The following is a 16315-nucleotide window of genomic DNA, read 5'->3' as shown; positions in this document are numbered from 1 at the left end:
TTTCTCCGGTTCGGTCCGGCCCGCTGTCGGGCCGATCACTTTTGCGTCTCAGGCCGACTTCTTGGCCGCCTGGGGGGTATCGATCCGGTCGGCGCTGGCCAGTGTTTCCTTGGCGATCTTGAACGCCGTGTTGGCGGCCGGCACGCCGCCGTAGATCGCCACATGCAGCAGCGTCTCGCGGATGGCGTCCGGCTCGGCACCGGTGTTGGCTGTGGCACGCACGTGCATGGCCAGTTCCTCGTGATGGCCGAGGGCGGCCAGCAGCGCGATGGTGATCAGGCTGCGCTCGCGTCGGGTCAGCGTGTCATCGGCCCACACTGTGCCCCAGGCGCTCTCCACGATCAGCGTCTGGAAGTCGGCGTCGAAGGCCGTCGTGTTGGCGGTGGCACGGTCGACATGGGCGTCCCCGAGGACCGAACGGCGCGTGGCCATCCCCGTAGCGTGGCGTGAGCCCGGTTTGCGGTCAGACAAGCTTGTTCTCCTTGATGAAGCCGACGAGTTCGGCGCACAGCCGATCGGGGTCCTCGATGCAGGGCAGGTGTCCGGCGCCGTCGACGAGGACGAAGCGGGCGCCAGGAATGAGATCGGCTGTCGCGCGTACCAGGTCGGGCGGCGTTGCGCCATCTTCCGAGCCGCACAGGCACAGAACCGGCAGGGCGAGCCGGCGCGCCTTCTCGGTGTAGTCGGCGTCGCGGATCGCCGCGCAGGTGCCGAGATAGCCCTCGATCGGCGTGCGTGTCAGCATGGCGCGCCAGCCGGCCAGTTCCTCGGGCCGCTCGGTGCGGAAGCGGGCAGAGAACCAGCGCTCCAGGATCGGCTCGGCCAGCGCCGCGATGCCGCCGCGCTCGATCGTCGCGATGCGCTGGTCCCACATCTCCGCAGTGCCGATCCGGGCGGCCGTGTCGCACAGCATGAGCGCGCGCACCAGGTCGGGACGGGTGGCGGCGAGGCCCTGGGCGATCAGGCCGCCGACCGACAGGCCGACGAGGATCACCTTGTCCAGGGCGAGCGCGTCCAGCAGCGCGGCCAGGTCGGCGACGTGGTCGGCGATCCGATAGGGGGCGGGCGGCGCCTCCGACAGGCCGTGGCCGCGCTTGTCGTAGCGTACCAGCCGGAAGCGACCGGCCAGGCGCTGCGCGACGCGGTCCCACGAGCGCAGGTCGGTGCCGAGCGAATTGGCGAACACGATCGGCGGCAGCTCGCGCTCGCCGGTGTCCTGCACGTGGAGGCAAAGGCCATTGGCCCGGAGCATGTGCATGGTGCGTTTCCCGTCCGTTGCCCGCACCGGATCCTCCTCCCATGCGGACCTGTCGTTTCTCGGCTTATATTTTACCGGCAAAACGGTTATGTAAAATGAGAAATTGGGAAATAAAAATAACCTGAAGGAATGGCGTTTTGATCGACCATCGGGTCAAGTACCGGCATATCCAGTGTTTTCTCGAGGTCGCCCGGCGCCGCAGCCTGGTCAAGGCGGCCAATGCGCTCGCCGTCACCCAGCCGGCGGTCTCCAAGACCCTGCGCGAGCTTGAGGACATCCTCGAGGTGCGTCTGTTCGAGCGATCGCGCAAGGGGGTCGTGTTGACCCAGTTCGGCGAGGTGTTGCTGCATTATGCCGGCGCCAGCCTGGCGGCACTGAAGCAGGGCCTCGACAGCGTCGCCCAGGCGCGCATGTCCGGCGAGTCCTATCTCAACGTCGGTGTGCTGCCGAGCGTCGCCGCGCGCATCGTGCCGGTCGCCGTCGAACGCTTCCAGGCCGAGAGCGTTGAAACGACCCTGACGTTGATCACCGGCCCGAACACCTTCCTGCTCAGCCGCCTGCGCGTCGGCGAACTCGACCTCGTGGTCGGGCGCCTCGCCGACCCTGAGCAGATGGCCGGCCTGTCCTTCACCCATCTCTATTCGGAGCGGGTCGCCTTCGTGGTTCGCCGCGGACACCCGCTGCTGAAGGAACCGAATCTCGACCTGCGCCGGATCGCCGAATTTCCCGTGCTCTATCCGACCCGCGAGGCGATCATCCGGCCCTATGTCGAGCGTCTGCTGATCGCCCAGGGCGTGACCCGCCTGCCCAAGCGGGTGGAGACCATCTCGAACACCTTCGGCCGCAGCTACACGCTCGACACCGATGCCGTCTGGATCATTTCCAGCGGCGTTGTGTCGCGTGACGTTGCCGCGGGAGACCTTGTTGAACTACCCTTGGAAACGTCGGAAACGACCGGCCCGGTCGGCCTGACCACCCGGGCCGACGCCGCGCCGACGCCGGCTCTGCTCATGTTCCAGAGCTGCCTGCGCTACGCGGCGGGAAAGGCGGCCCTCCGCTTATGACCGGTGCCGTTAAACAAATAACCATTGGTAATCGTGACCTGATAAATGTTCATTTTACATAACAAATGCGAACGGATAGCGTTGCGCGACAAGTGGGTTTGCCGGTGGGCAGGAATGGGAACTTGAGCTTGCCGGCGTCACGCGTGGACTGTCTCGAATGGGAGGACTGAAATGAAACGTATTCTCGGATTGGCGACGGGGCTGGTGACGGCCTCGATGATGGTTGCCTCGGCGGCCGCGCAGGAGGTCACGCTGACCCTGCACCACCTGCTCGGCCCCAAGTCGCCGGCGCAGACCCAGATGCTCGAGCCCTGGGCCAAGAGCGTCGAGGAAGCCTCCGGTGGGCGCATCAAGGTCGAGATCTACCCGGCGATGTCGCTCGGCGGCAAGCCGCCGGAGCTGTACCGTCAGGCCCGCGACGGCGTCGTCGACATCGTCTGGACCGTGCTCGGCTACACTCCGGGCGTGTTCCCGCGCTCCGAGGTGTTCGAGCTTCCGACCGTGCACCGCGGCTCCGCCCGCGAGACCACCGTCGCCATGGCCGAGGCCTACGACCTGATCGCGGAAGACTTCAAGGACATCAAGCCGATCCTGCTGCACACCCACGGTGGCCAGGCCATCCACATGGTCAGCAAGGAAGTCCGCTCGCCGGACGACCTCACCGGCATGAAGCTGCGCACGCCGTCGCGCACCGGCGGCTGGACCATCGAGGCCTACGGCGCCGAGCCGGTGGGCATGCCGGTTCCGGACCTGCCGCAGGCGCTGTCCAAGGGCGTCGTCGACGGCACGCTGGTTCCGTTCGAGATCTTCCTGGCGCTGAAGCTGCAGGAATTGACCGCGGTCTCCACCGTCGGCGCCGGCGGCGCCCGCTTCGGCACCTCGACCTTCATGATCGGCATGAACAAGGACCGCTACGAGAGCCTGCCGGACGACCTCAAAAAGGTCATCGACGACCACTCCATGGGCAACATCGCCGAGACATACGGCGCCGTGTGGGATGGCATCGAGGAGGGCGGCCTCAAGCTGCGCAAGGAGACCGGCAAGCTGGTCGAGCTGACCGCCGAGGAAACCAAGGCGTTCGACGACCGCGCCCAGATCGTGATCGATCGCTGGATCGCCGAGGCCAACGGCAACGGCATGGACGGCGCCGGCATGGTCGAGAAGGCCAAGGCTGCCGTTGCGAAGGCCGGCGGCCAGTAATCGCCGGCGTCAGGCCGTAAAACGGGGCGGACGACGTCAGGCGACGGCGTCCGCCCTTCTTCAAGGGGAAGGGAAATGACCTTATTGCTGCGACGGATGTCGTCCGCCTGGGCCATGGTGGGCGGCATCCTTGTCCTGCTGATCGTGCTCGTGACGGCCGTCAACGTCAGCGCCTTCATCGCCAACCGCATCACCGCGCCGTTCGGCGTCTTCGTGCCGGCGCTGCCGGGATACGAGGATTTCGTCCGCCTGGCGGTCAGCGTGGCCGCCCTGGCCTTCATTCCCTTCTGCCAGTACCGCCGCGGCCATGTCGCCGTGGATCTCTTCGTCCAGCATTTCCCGCCCATGCTGCGCGGCGCGCTCGACCGGCTGTGGCTGCTCGGAACGGCGGCGGTGGCGATCTTCCTGGGCTACTGGCTGACCATCGGCATGATCGAGACGCGTGCCGACGACGCGCGCACCGCCGTGCTCGGCTGGTCCGAATGGCCGTGGTACGCGCCCGGCATCGTGTCGATGGGCCTGTGGGCCCTGGTGTCTGTCGTTCAAGCGTTCGAGGGCAAGGTCGATGGGTGAGTTGGAACTGATCGGCCTGGCCGGTCTCGGGGTACTGTTCATCCTGCTCATGCTGCGCATGCCGGTCGGCTTGGCGATGGTGGTCGTCGGCATCGGCGGCACCTATGCGCTCAGCCTTGCGGCCCCCTTCGTCCGCTTCGAGCCCTATCTGAAGCAGTTCAAGACGCTGCTGTGGGGCAACGTCGCCAGCTACGACCTGTCGGTCGTGCCGCTGTTCGTCTTCATGGGCTACCTCGCCAGCCATGCCAATCTCAGTCGAGACCTGTTCCACGGCATGAATGCCGTGATGGGCCGCTACCGCGGCGGCGTCGCCATGTCGGCGATCGGCGCCTGCGCCGGCTTCGGCGCGGTCTGCGGCTCGTCGCTGGCGACCGCCTCGACCATGGGCCGAGTCGCCCTGCCGGAACTGGCGCGGCTGAAATATTCCCCGCGCCTGGCCACCGGCACGCTGGCCGCCGGCGGCACGCTCGGCATCCTGATCCCACCGTCGGTGGCGCTGGTCATCTACGCGGTCATCGTCGAGGCCTCGATCATCGACATGTTCCGCGCCGCGATCATTCCCGGGCTGATCGCGGTGGTGTTCTTCATCACGGCGATCGCCGTGCTGGTGCGCGTCTTCCCCGACTGGGCCCCCGAGGCGGTGTCGATGCCGGCGGACGAGCGCCGGCGCGCGCTCTGGCGCCTGCTGCCGGTGGTGGCGATCTTCGGCTCGATCATCATCGGCCTGGGCATCGGCCTGTTCACGCCGACCCCCGCCGCCGGCGTCGGCGTGTTCCTGATCCTGGTCTACGGCTTCGCCCAGCGGTTATGGTCGGACGAGGGCCTGCGCATCAAGGACGTCTTCAACGCGCTGCTGGAGACCGCCGTGACCAGCGGCATGATCTATTTCATCCTGTTCGGCGCCGAGGTCGTGAAGACCTTCTTCACCCGCGCCGGCCTGCCCTCGGCGCTGGCCGAATGGGCCGGAGCCAGCGGCCTCGATCCCTGGCTGGTGCTGATCGCCATCCTGGTCATCTTCGTCATCCTCGGCTGCTTCATGGAGAGCCTGGCCATGATCCTGGTCATGGTGCCGTTCTTCTGGCCGGTGCTGGTCGACATCAACGGTGGCGACTATGTCACCGCGGCGACCGCCACCTTCGGCATGACCGCCGATCAGCTGAAGATCTGGTTCGGCATCCTGTCTCTGATTGTCGTCGAGCTCGGCCTGATCACGCCGCCGGTCGGGCTCAACGTGTTCATCATCAACGCGCTGGCGCGCGACGTGCCGATGAGCGAGACCTTCAAGGGCGTCATGCCGTTCTTCGGCATGGAGATCATCCGCGTCGCCCTGCTCATCCTCGTGCCGGGCATCGTGCTGTTCGTACCGACGATGCTGCGGTAGCGGTCCCGGTCCCGCCGCTGCGATCCGCACCCTGGGCCCGCCGCATGCCCTGCGGCGGGCCTTTTCGTCTCCGGCTCTTGCCGAAGCCCATTCTCTTTCGGCCCGCCGAATGAGATCGGAAAAGCCCGGCGCGGGCTTGCGCGGGAATGGCGTTGCTTAACCGACGCGGAGGGCTTGTGTAGTGTCTGCGCGCATCGGGGCCGCGCCTGCGGCCCGGTCCCGCAGGAAGAGACGCGCATGCACGCACCCGTCGATCGTTTGAGCAATCTTCGCCGTCTTGAGGCGGAGAGCATTCACATTCTCCGTGAGGTTGCGGCGGAGTTCCGCAATCCGGTGATGCTGTATTCGATCGGCAAGGATTCTGGGGTGATGCTTCATCTTGCGATGAAGGCGTTCGCGCCGGGCAAGCCGCCGTTTCCGCTGTTGCATGTCGACACGACGTGGAAGTTCAAGGAGATGATTTCGTTCCGCGACGAGACGGCGCGGCGTCTGGGTCTGGACCTGATCGTGCACACCAACCCGGAGGGGCTGGCGGCGGGGATCAACCCGTTCGAGCACGGGTCTTCGGTGCACACGCATGTGATGAAGACGGAGGCGCTGAAGCAGGCGCTGAGCAAGTACGGCTTCGACGCGGCCTTTGGCGGGGCGCGGCGCGACGAGGAGAAGAGCCGGGCCAAGGAGCGGGTGTTCTCGTTCAGGACCGCCAATCACGGCTGGGACCCGAAGACGCAGCGCCCGGAGCTTTGGAACCTGTACAACGCGCGCATCGCGAAGGGCGAGTCGATCCGGGCGTTCCCGCTGTCGAACTGGACCGAGCTGGACATCTGGCAATACATCCTGACCGAGAACATCCCGATGGTGCCGCTGTATTTTGCGGCGCGCCGGCCGGTGGTGCGGCGCGACGGCATGCTGATCATGGTCGACGACGCGCGGCTGACGCTCCAGCCGGGCGAGGTGGTGGAGGAGCGCATGGTGCGCTTCCGCACGCTCGGCTGCTACCCGCTGACCGGGGCGATCGAGTCGGAGGCCGACAGCCTGGCGGCGATCGTGCGCGAGATGCTGATCGCGCGCACCTCGGAGCGCTCGGGCCGGCTGATCGACCACGACGAGGGCGCCTCGATGGAGAAGAAGAAGCGCGAGGGGTATTTCTGATGGCCGAGACCGAGACCGTGGCCGCGACCGTGGCCGAGACCGTGGCCGAGACCCTTGCCGACACCCTGGCGGCGCCGGCGGCGGTGGCCGACTACATCCGGGCGCAGGAGGGCAAGGACCAGCTGCGGTTTTTGACCTGCGGCTCGGTCGACGACGGCAAGTCGACGCTGATCGGCCGGCTTTTGTACGACACCAAGCTGATCTTCGAGGACCAGTTGGCCGCACTCGAGAAGGAGTCGCGCCGCCACGGCACGGTCGGCGACGACATCGACCTGGCGCTGCTGGTCGACGGGCTTGAGGCGGAGCGCGAGCAGGGCATCACCATCGACGTCGCCTACCGCTTCTTCGCCACCGACAAGCGCAAGTTCATCGTCGCCGACACGCCGGGCCACGAGCAGTACACGCGCAACATGGCGACCGGGGCGTCGACGGCGGATCTCGCCGTGCTGCTGGTCGACGCGCGCCACGGGCTGATGGTGCAGACGCGCCGGCACGCCTTCATCGCCTCGCTTCTGGGCATCCGCCACGTGGTGCTGGCGGTCAACAAGATCGACCTGGTCGGCTTCGACCGGGCGCGCTTCGAGGCGATCGAGGCCGACTTCCGCAGCTTCGCGGCCGGCTTCGACTTCGAGAGCCTGGTGGCGATCCCGCTGTCGGCGCGCTACGGCGACAACGTCACGGCGCGCAGCGAGGCGATGGCCTGGTACGGCGGGCCGACGCTGCTGGAGCACCTGGAGACGGTCGACGTCGGCAGCGACGCCGGCGAGCGGCCGTTCCGCCTGCCGGTGCAGTGGGTGAACCGGCCGAACCTCGACTTCCGCGGCTTTTCCGGCACGATCGCGGGCGGCCGCATCGCGGTCGGCGACCCGCTGGTGGTCGCCGGCTCGGGCAAGGGCTCGACGGTGGCGCGCATCCTGACGCCGGCGGGCGAGGCGCGCGCGGCGGGCGCCGGCCAGGCGGTGACGGTGACGCTCGCCGACGAGATCGACATCTCGCGCGGTGACGTGCTGTGCGCGCCCGAGGCGCGTCCCGACGTCGCCGACCAGATGGCGGCGCATGTCATCTGGATGGCCGAGGAGGCGCTGCTGCCGGGCCGCTCGTACCTGATGAAGATCGGCACCAAGACGGTGACGGCGACGGTGACGGAGATCAAGCACAAGATCAACGTCACCTCGTTCGAGCACGTGGCGGCCAAGACGCTGGGGCTGAACGAGATCGCCTTCTGCAACTTGGGCCTCGCCGCGCCGGTCGCCTTCGACCCCTACGAGGCCAACCGGACGACCGGCGCCTTCATCCTGATCGACCGGCTGACCAACGCCACGGTGGGGGCGGGCATGGTGTGGTTCGCGCTCAGACGGGCGAGCAACATCCACTGGCAGGCGCTCGACGTCGACAGGCAGGCGCGCGCCGAGGCGCTCGGCCAGAAGCCGGCGGTGCTGTGGTTCACCGGCCTGTCGGGCTCGGGCAAGTCGACCGTCGCCTCGATCGTGGAGAAGAAGCTGCACGCCGAGGGCCGGCACACCTACACGCTCGACGGCGACAACATCCGCCACGGCCTCAACCGCGACCTCGGCTTCACCGACGCCGACCGGGTCGAGAACATCCGCCGGGTCGCCGAGGTGGCCAGGCTGTTCGCCGACGCCGGGCTGATCACGCTGGTGTCCTTCATCTCGCCGTTCCGCTCCGAGCGGCAGATGGCACGCGCGCTGCTGCCCGACGGCGCCTTCGTCGAGATCTTCGTCGACACCCCGATCGCCGAATGCAGGAGGCGCGACCCCAAGGGCCTCTACGCCAAGGCCGACCGCGGCGAGATCGCCAACTTCACCGGCATCGACAGCCCCTACGAGCCCCCCGAGGCCGCCGAACTCGTCCTGAACACCGTCGGCCGCGACCCCGAAGCCGTCGCCGACGACGTCATCGCCTACCTCAAGGCTCAAACCATCATCGCATGACCGCTCGGCCCGGCAAGAAAACGCCCGGACCGAAGGGCCCGGGCGTGCTCCGGCCGGATGCGCCTGCTTGAGGCGGGGAGGGGGCTCAGGAGCCGGACAGGCAGTCCTTAACGGACGCCGCCAGGCCGCGGATCAGGTCGAAATAGAGCTCGGGCCCGTCGGCGAGGTCCGCGCCGAGCGGATCGAGCACGCCGGCGCGCGCCTGGGTTCCTTCGACCAGCACCGACACCAGCTTCGGCTGGAACTGCGGTTCGGAGAACACGCAGGCGACCTTGAGGTCCTTGATCTTGGCGCGCAGGTCGGCGACCCGTTCCGCGCCCGGCATCACCTCCGGGCTGACCGTGATCGAGCCGGCGGCGGCGAGGCCGAAGCGTGCCTCGAAATACTGGTAGGCGTCGTGGAAGACGACGAAGGAGCGGTCCTTGACCGGCGCCAGCTCTGCGGCGATCTCGGCGGTCAGCGCGTCGAGGCGCGCCTCGACCGCCTCGGCATTGGCCTTGTAGCGCTCCGCGTTGGCCGGATCGGCCTCGCTCAGCGCTTCCTCGATCTCGTGCACCATCGCCTTGGCGTTCATCGGGTCGAGCCAGATGTGGCTGTCCATACCGTCGTGATCGTGGCCCCCGTGGTCGCGGCTCTCCTGATCGGCATGGGCGTGGCCGTCGTGATCCTTGGCCGCTTCGCCATGCGCATGAGTGTCGTGGGGCTGCGCGGCCTCGCGATGGCCGTGCTCATCCCCGTCGTCGTCTTCGTCGTCGTGCGAATGGCGTTCGAAGGCGCCGCCGGCGCGCACCGGCAGCAGCGTCAGGTCGTGCGCCTCGCCGAGTTCGATCGAGCGGGCACCGGCCCCGAGCGTCTCCAGCGGCTTGACCAGGAAGGTCTCCAGCCGCGGCCCGACCCAGAAGATCAACTCCGCCTTCTCCAGCACCCGCGCCGTCGATGGCTTCAGGGCATAGGTGTGCGGCGACGCCGCGCCGTCGACGATGATCCCGGGTGCGCCGACGCCATCCATGACCGCGGCGACGAGCGAATGCACCGGCTTGATCGATGCGGCGACGGCGACCGCCTCGCCGGCGCCGGCCGACGGAGCGAGGCCCGCCGCCAGCACCAGGGCGAGGGCGCTCGAGCGCAGGGCGGACCTCAGGGAAGGTAGGGTTTTCATCGTGACAGCTCCAAGGATGAAATGTTATGTTATTACATGATTTGCGTTACCCTATAACGTGTGACATAAAGCCCTGCAAGTGCCTATTTCGAACGGATGCCCTTCTTGACCGACGCGTCCTCAACGCTTGTCCGGCTGTCCAATGCCGGCATTTCCCGCGACGGCCGCTGGCTCGTGCGCGGCGTCGACCTTGCCGTGACGCGCGGCGAGATCGTCACCCTGATCGGGCCCAACGGCTCCGGCAAGTCGACCACGGCGCGCATGGCGCTCGGCATCTGGCGGCCCGATGAGGGCCATGCCGAGCGGCTTGCGGATCTGCGCGTCGGCTACGTGCCGCAGAAGATCGCCGTCGACTGGAGCCTGCCGCTGACCGTCGAGCGCTTCATGCGCCTGACCGGGCCGCTGTCGGCAGCCGACTGCTGCGAGGCGCTGGCCGGCACCGGCATCGACCACCTCGCCCGCGCCGAACTGCGCCACCTGTCGGGCGGCGAGATGCAGCGCGCCCTGCTGGCGCGCGCCATCGCCCGCAAGCCGGACCTGCTGGTGCTCGACGAGCCGGTCCAGGGTGTCGACTTCAACGGCGAGATCGTGCTCTACGACCTGATCACCCGCCTGCGCGACCGGCTCGGCTGCGGCATCCTGATGATCTCCCACGACCTCCACGTGGTCATGGCCGCGACCGACCAGGTCGTGTGCCTGAACGGTCACGTCTGCTGCCGCGGCACGCCGGTCAGCGTCGCGCAGAGCCCGGCCTACCGCCAGCTGTTCGGTCCGCGCGCCGCCGGTGCGCTCGCCGTCTACGAGCACCAGCACGACCACGTGCACCTGCCCGACGGACGCGTGCGCCATGCCGACGGCTCGGTCACCGACAGCTGCCATCCGGGCGACGGCTATCACGACCACGACCACGGTCACGGCCATGTCCATCGCCTCGTCCAGGCCGACGGCCGGCCGGCCCGGCCGGAGACAGGCCATGCTTGACGACTTCTTCACCCGCGCTCTGGTCGCCGGCATCGGCGTCGCCCTGGTCGCCGGCCCGCTCGGCTGCTTCATCGTCTGGCGTCGCCTCGCCTATTTCGGCGACACCCTGTCCCATGCCGCGCTGCTCGGTGTCGCGCTCGCCTTCCTGCTGCAGGTCGACATCACCTTTGCCGTCTTCGTCGTCTGCGCCCTGGTCTCGCTGCTGCTGCTGGTGCTGCAGCGGCGCGGCACCCTGTCCTCCGACGCGCTGCTCGGCCTGCTCGCCCATTCCTCGCTGGCGCTCGGCCTCGTCTGCCTTGCCTTCATGACCTGGGTGCGCATGGACCTGATGGGCTTCCTGTTCGGCGACATCCTGTCGGTGTCGCGCCTGGACATCACGGTCATCTACCTCGGCGGAGCGGCCGTGCTCGGCGTCCTCGCCTGGATCTGGCGGCCGCTGTTCGCCGCCACCGTCAGCGTCGAACTGGCCGAGGCCGAGGGCATGAATCCGCGCCGCGCCAACCTGGTGTTCATGCTGCTGATGGCCGGCGTGATCGCCATCGCCATGAAGATCGTCGGCGTGCTGCTGATCACCGCGCTGCTGATCATCCCCGCCGCCACCGCCCGCCGCCTGTCGTCGGGGCCCGAACAGATGGCTGCCCTGGCCGCCCTGGCCGGCGCCACGGCCGTCGGCGCCGGCCTCTACGGGTCGCTCGCGTTCGACACGCCCTCGGGCCCGTCCATCGTGGTGGCGGCGATGGGGCTTTTTGGTGTAAGCCTGACGCCGTTGGCGGGCCTGGCGCTGTGGGCTGCGCGCCGCCGTTCCGACCGTCCCGAAGCTGGAGCCGACCGCCCGTGACCGCCCACTCGCATCACCGCTCCGACCTGACCCGGAACCAGGCGCTCGTCTATGGCGCCCTGTCGGACGCCGGCGGCCCGCTGACCGCCTACACCATCCTCGACCGCCTGCGCGACGACGGCTTCCGCGCGCCGCTGCAGGTCTACCGGGCGCTCGACAAGCTGGTCGAGTTCGGCCTCGTGCACCGGCTGGAAAGCCTCAACGCCTTCGTTGCCTGCCGGCATCCCGACTGCGAGGAACACGAGACCATCGCTTTCGCCATCTGCGAAAAATGCGGCGGCGTGATCGAGTTCGCCGACGACAGGATCACGGCCAACCTCAAGGCCTGGGCGAAGCAGGAAGGCTTCGCTCTCGCCAAGACGACGATCGAGCTGCGCGGCCTCTGCCGCGCCTGCCAGGCTGCCTGAAACCGGTCTCCGCCCCGGGACGGGCCCGGGCCTTCAGACTGCTCACGACCCTCCAAACGCGTCATCCCGCACGCAGCGAAGCGCAGATGCGGGATCGATGAGCCGGGGTCCTGTCGGTCTCCTTTGTTGAAACCATCGACACCGTGGCTCTCCGGTTCCGTCTCGCGCTCCGCTTGGCCGCAATGACAGCGGAGAGGCTGCGGGTGTGTCGACACGCTGAAGGCCCGGGACGGGCCCGGGCCTTCGCTGTCGGTGTTGCCGGCCGTGCTACGAGCCGAAGATGTCCGCCGTGATGCCGGAGTACCAGCCGATCGATTCCTCATAGGTCGTCTTGCGCAGCGCGGCATCCTCGCCGGTCTGGCTGATGAAGCTCGAGGTCGAGGCGATCTTCTCGTCGTTCGGCTCGTACTGGGCGCCGACCTTCACGCCGTCGTCGGTCTCGATCAGGCTCCAGCAGGTGTTGGAGTAGCGCGCCGGGAACACCTTGGAGCCGGTCAGCTCGCCGCGGATCGCCATTGCCGCGACCTTGGCCTGGCTGTTGGCCGAGAAGGCCGACTTCGGCATGTCGCCGGCGATCGAGGCGTCGCCGATGACATAGATCGTCTCGTCCGCCTTGGAGCGCATCGTGAAGGGGTCGATCGGGCAGAACCCGCCCTCGTTGGTCAGCCCGGCAGAAGCGGCGATCGTGCCCGCCTTCTGGGCCGGAATGACGTTGACCAGGGCACCCTTGAAGGTGTCGAGGTCGGTCTCGACCTCGCCCGTGTCCGGATCGACGCTCTTCAGCCCGCCGTGCACGTCCGGGCCGTACCATTCGACCATGCCGGGATAGTGCTTCTCCCAGCCTTCCTGGAACAGGGCCTGCTTCGAGAAGGTCTGCTTCGGGTCGATGATGATGATCTTGTTGTCGGTGAAGCCCTTGGCCTTGAGGACGTGGGCGAACATGGAGATCCGTTCGTAGGGTCCGGGCGGGCAGCGGTAGGGGTTGGGCGGAGCCACCATGACGATCTGCTGGCCCTTCTCGATCGCGTCGAGCTTGGCCTTCAGCAGCTGCGTCTGCGGGCCGGCCTTCCAGGCATGCGGCATCTTTTCGGCCGCCGCTTCAGAATAGCCGGGCACGCTGTCCCAGATCATGTCGATGCCGGGCGCCACGATGAGCCGGTCGTAGGGCACCTTGGAGCCGTCGGCCATGGCCACCGTCTTGGCCTCGCGGTCGATCGTCTGGGCATAGCCGTTGACGACCGTGATGCCGTAGTTGGAGGCCAGCGTGTCGTAGCCGTGCGTGATCGAGTCGAAGCTGCGGAAGTCGCCGATGTAGAGGTTGGAGAAGAAGCAGGTGACGTATTGCGGATTGGCCTCGATCAGGGTCACGTTGATCGCGTCGCCGGCATCCTTGGCGATGTAGCGCGCGGCCGTGGCGCCGCCGGCGCCGCCGCCGATGACGACCACCCTGGGTGCGCCCTGGGCGCGGGCGTAGTAGGGCATCGCCAGCGTGGCGGCCGAGGCGCCCGCCAGCAGCCCGAACGTACGACGTGTTAGCATGCTCATCGCTTCCTCCCTGTTGTCTACTTCGGCTCGATCGAGCCGAAATATGCGGCCAGCGCCGCGATCTCCTCGTTGCCGAGATTGACGGTCATGTTCTTCATGACCTGGTGCGAGCGCACGTTGGTCTTGTATTCGAACAGCGCGCGGATGAACGCCTCCTTCGGCCAGCCGATGATGGAGGGAATTCCGTCCGCTCGTCCAGTGATCTGATGGCAGGTGACGCATTCGCTGGACAGGTATTCGCCATAGGCGGGATCGCCTGCGAGTGCCATCGCCGCCGCTCCCATTTCGGGTCGGGCGGGCGCCGGGTTGTCGCCGTTGGCGCTCGGCTCGCCCGCCGAGGCAGCCTTCAGGTAGGCGATCAGGTCGGCTCGGTCGTGCTCCGCCTGCATGCCGCGGAACGACATGCGGGTGCCGGGCACGAGCGCCTGCGGCTTGGCCAGATAGGCGTCGAGCGTTGCCTCGTCCCAGGCCAGGCCGGCCGCGCCCTTGGCCTTCATCGCGCTGGAATATTTGAAGCCGTCGAGCGAGCCGGCGACGCGCCCGAACAGCGCGTCGAGATGCGGGCCGACGCCGTTGCGGGCGCCGTCGCCGATCTGGTGGCAGGTCTTGCAGGCCTTGTAGAGGGTTTCGCCGCGTGCGGCATCCGCCTCGCCGGCAAGGACCGGCGAGGCGCTGAGCAGCGTGAGGATGGCGGCGATCGGCCCCGGCCGCAGCGAGCTGCGTCGTGCATGGCGTCGCGCAGCCGCGCCTGCCGCGAGGTTTCTCATGATCGCCTCCCAACGATCGGTGAAGAGAACCCGGCCAGCGGTCAGTCGACCGCTCCCGCACCGGCGCCGTCGTCGTCCGCGGATCCGGGCGTGACGTCCAGGATGCGCGCCCGCATGACCACCTCTGCCACGCCGGCCTTGCAGTCCGTCATGCAGGGCTCGGCCTTGTTGGCGTAATGCGGTTCGTCGTAGCGGTCGTCCGGGATGAAATTGTCTTCGTTCGGCAGCCTGATTTCAACGAAGTTCTTGTCCGACAACTCGAACTCCTCGTCGGTGACGACGTCGTTGAGATACAGCAGGTAGGCCGTGATGGCATAGACATCGTCGTCGCTGAGCGAACGCGCGTTGCCGTAGGGCATGGCTCGACGCACGTAGTCGTAGACGGTCGACAGATAGGGCCAGAACGAGCCGATGGTCTTTTCCGGCCGCTCGTCGGTCAGGCTGTCCTGACCGCCGGCGAGCACAGGCCAGCGGCCGACGCCCTCGCCGAAATCGCCATGGCAGACGGCGCAGTTGTCCGTATAGAGGACCTCGCCCTCCGCCACCGTGCCGGAGCCGACCGGCAGGCCGAGCCCGTCCGGGCGGATATCGATGTCCCAGGCGGCGACCTCCGCCGGTGTCGCTTCGCGGCCCAGGCCGAACGGCCCGTCGGTGCGCACGCTGGAGGCGGCGAGGGCGGGCAGGGCGAAGGCGCCGGTCAGCGCCGCTGCCTGGGCCGCAACGGTCAGGCGCTTAAGAAATTTCGACATTTTCAACCGTCCCATCCGTTTTGACATGCCAGGTCTGGATACCGTTGTTGTGGTAGATGGAGTTCTCGCCGCGCGACACGCGCAGTTCCTCCTTCGTCGGCTGCACGTAGCCCATCTCGTCGATGGCGCGCGACTGCAGCAGCAGGTCCGAACCGTCCCAGTCGATGTCGAGATAGAAGCGGTGCATGGCCTTCGGCAGGCTCGGCCCGTCGATGCGCGCCGTGTGCCAGTTGCGGCCGCCGTCGATCGAGACGTCGACGCGGGTCACCCGCCCGTTGCCGGACCAGGCGACGCCGGAGATGACCAGCGGTCCCTTGCCGTGGGTGACCGGCGCCTGCGGGCTCGGGTTGGTGATCACCGACTTGACGTCCATCACCCAGGTGAATCGGCGCGACTTGCCGTTGGCGAGCAGGTCGGTGTACTTCGACGTCTCCTCGCGGTGATGCCAGGGCTCGTCGCCGACTTCGATGCGGCGCAGCCACTTGACCCACATGTTGCCTTCCCAGCCCGGCACGACCAGACGCAGCGGGTAGCCCTGTTCCGGACGCAGCGCCTCGCCGTTCATCTTGAACGCCACCAGGCAGTCGTCGAGGGCCTTCTCGATCGGCACGGAGCGGGTCATCGCCGCTGCATCCGCGCCCTCGGGCAGGATCCACTTGCCGTTGGTCTTCACGCCGGCTTCCTGCAGGAGGTACTTCAGCGGCACGCCGGTATAGACGACGCAGTGGATCATGCCGTGGGTGTACTGGCAGCCGTTGAGCTGCGCGCCGCGCCACTCCATGCCCGAGTTCGCCGCGCATTCCAGGAAGTAGACCCTGTTCTCGCGCGGGAAGCGCTTGAGGTCCTCCATGGTGAACACGAGCTGCTTGTCGACCAGGCCGTTGATCATCAGCCGGTGGTTGGCCGGGTCGATCTCGGCGATGCCGCCGTGATGGCGCTCGAAGCACAGGCCGTTCGGCGTGATGATGCCTTCCAGCTCGTGCAGCGGCGTGAAGTTGACCGAGCTTTCGGTCGAGGCGGTCAGCCATTCCACGTCTCGGCGCACGACATGCGCCTCGAATTCGGACGGCACGCCGTAGGGCCGCGCCTGAACGCCGTCGCCCAGGTAGCGGTTCCAGTCCTGGATCTCGGTGATCAGCGGATCGCCGTCGGCGCGCGCCGTGCCGGTGAGGGCGCCGCCCGCGACCGCGGCGGTGCCCGTGGCGAGACCGGCTTTCAGAAGCGTCCGCCGGTTGATCGGGGAGGTACCCGAAACCTTGGTGTTGCTCATCCTCTTCCCCTGGTTCTGG

16 protein-coding genes are annotated in these 16315 nt (G+C 67.7%); 9 read left to right on the top strand and 7 right to left on the bottom strand.

From position 1 onward, the window contains the following. Window positions 1–48 precede the first annotated feature (48 nt). Window positions 49–471 (bottom strand): 4-carboxymuconolactone decarboxylase, encoded by a 423-nt coding sequence (gene pcaC / locus SL003B_RS13685; RefSeq protein WP_041375543.1) that lies wholly within the window; start codon window positions 469–471, stop codon window positions 49–51. Next, window positions 464–1258 (bottom strand): 3-oxoadipate enol-lactonase, encoded by a 795-nt coding sequence (gene pcaD / locus SL003B_RS13680; protein ID WP_013653451.1) that lies wholly within the window; start codon window positions 1256–1258, stop codon window positions 464–466. The genes pcaC and pcaD overlap by 8 nt, the downstream gene beginning before the upstream one ends. A gap of 137 nt (window positions 1259–1395) precedes the next feature. Here pcaD and pcaQ point away from each other — a divergent pair, with 137 nt between their 5' ends. The 6 genes from pcaQ (at window position 1396) to cysN (ending at window position 8580) form a co-directional block, all read left to right on the top strand. After that, on the top strand, window positions 1396–2322 hold the full coding sequence (gene pcaQ, locus SL003B_RS13675; RefSeq protein WP_013653450.1) for a pca operon transcription factor PcaQ: 927 nt from the start codon (window positions 1396–1398) through the stop codon (window positions 2320–2322). A 171-nt stretch (window positions 2323–2493) separates the two neighbouring features. Further along, window positions 2494–3522: a TRAP transporter substrate-binding protein gene (locus SL003B_RS13670; RefSeq protein ID WP_013653449.1), complete on the top strand. Its 1029-nt coding sequence runs from the start codon at window positions 2494–2496 to the stop codon at window positions 3520–3522. Between the two features lie 75 nt (window positions 3523–3597). Next, entirely contained in the window at window positions 3598–4095 is a 498-nt protein-coding gene (locus tag SL003B_RS13665; RefSeq protein ID WP_013653448.1) for a TRAP transporter small permease, read from the top strand. Then, complete coding sequence (locus SL003B_RS13660; protein WP_013653447.1) at window positions 4088–5476, top strand: TRAP transporter large permease; 1389 nt, start codon at window positions 4088–4090, stop codon at window positions 5474–5476. The genes SL003B_RS13665 and SL003B_RS13660 overlap by 8 nt, the downstream gene beginning before the upstream one ends. 237 nt (window positions 5477–5713) lie before the next feature. Next, window positions 5714–6628 carry a sulfate adenylyltransferase subunit CysD gene (gene cysD / locus SL003B_RS13655; RefSeq protein WP_013653446.1) on the top strand — a complete coding sequence of 305 codons (915 nt, stop codon included), beginning with the start codon at window positions 5714–5716 and terminating at the stop codon, window positions 6626–6628. Next, window positions 6628–8580: a sulfate adenylyltransferase subunit CysN gene (gene cysN, locus SL003B_RS13650; protein WP_013653445.1), complete on the top strand. Its 1953-nt coding sequence runs from the start codon at window positions 6628–6630 to the stop codon at window positions 8578–8580. Before cysD ends, cysN begins: the two co-directional genes overlap by 1 nt. A gap of 85 nt (window positions 8581–8665) precedes the next feature. Here cysN and SL003B_RS13645 read toward each other — a convergent pair whose 3' ends face one another. Next, entirely contained in the window at window positions 8666–9739 is a 1074-nt protein-coding gene (locus tag SL003B_RS13645) for a zinc ABC transporter substrate-binding protein (RefSeq protein WP_013653444.1), read from the bottom strand. Between the two features lie 105 nt (window positions 9740–9844). On the opposite strand from SL003B_RS13645, the gene SL003B_RS13640 reads away from it, so the two are divergent. The 3 genes from SL003B_RS13640 to SL003B_RS13630 are packed head-to-tail and all read left to right on the top strand — an operon-like array spanning window position 9845 to window position 11965. Next, entirely contained in the window at window positions 9845–10720 is an 876-nt protein-coding gene (locus SL003B_RS13640) for an ATP-binding cassette domain-containing protein (protein ID WP_013653443.1), read from the top strand. Then, a complete protein-coding gene (locus SL003B_RS13635; protein WP_013653442.1) occupies window positions 10713–11558 on the top strand; it encodes a metal ABC transporter permease in 846 nt (281 codons plus the stop codon). The genes SL003B_RS13640 and SL003B_RS13635 overlap by 8 nt, the downstream gene beginning before the upstream one ends. Continuing rightward, a complete protein-coding gene (locus tag SL003B_RS13630; protein WP_013653441.1) occupies window positions 11555–11965 on the top strand; it encodes a Fur family transcriptional regulator in 411 nt (136 codons plus the stop codon). The genes SL003B_RS13635 and SL003B_RS13630 overlap by 4 nt, the downstream gene beginning before the upstream one ends. 267 nt (window positions 11966–12232) lie before the next feature. On the opposite strand, the gene SL003B_RS13625 is transcribed toward SL003B_RS13630, so the two are convergent. Genes SL003B_RS13625 through soxC form a run of 4 tightly spaced genes read right to left on the bottom strand, consistent with a single transcriptional unit; the run spans window position 12233 to window position 16296 of the window. After that, window positions 12233–13504, bottom strand: coding sequence for an NAD(P)/FAD-dependent oxidoreductase (locus SL003B_RS13625; protein WP_013653440.1), 1272 nt, complete (start codon window positions 13502–13504; stop codon window positions 12233–12235). A gap of 23 nt (window positions 13505–13527) precedes the next feature. Beyond that, the gene (locus SL003B_RS13620) at window positions 13528–14277 is read right to left on the bottom strand and encodes a c-type cytochrome (protein WP_013653439.1); all 750 of its coding nucleotides are present in this window, start codon (window positions 14275–14277) and stop codon (window positions 13528–13530) included. A 41-nt stretch (window positions 14278–14318) separates the two neighbouring features. Beyond that, window positions 14319–15026, bottom strand: a complete 708-nt coding sequence (locus tag SL003B_RS13615) for a c-type cytochrome (RefSeq protein WP_013653438.1) — start codon at window positions 15024–15026, stop codon at window positions 14319–14321. After that, window positions 15010–16296 (bottom strand): sulfite dehydrogenase, encoded by a 1287-nt coding sequence (soxC, locus tag SL003B_RS13610; RefSeq protein WP_013653437.1) that lies wholly within the window; start codon window positions 16294–16296, stop codon window positions 15010–15012. The genes SL003B_RS13615 and soxC overlap by 17 nt, the downstream gene beginning before the upstream one ends. Window positions 16297–16315 lie beyond the last annotated feature (19 nt).

This window comes from Polymorphum gilvum SL003B-26A1 (assembly GCF_000192745.1).
Classification (GTDB): Bacteria; Pseudomonadota; Alphaproteobacteria; order Rhizobiales; family Stappiaceae; genus Polymorphum; species Polymorphum gilvum.
This window is presented reverse-complemented; position numbering and strand designations above follow the sequence as displayed.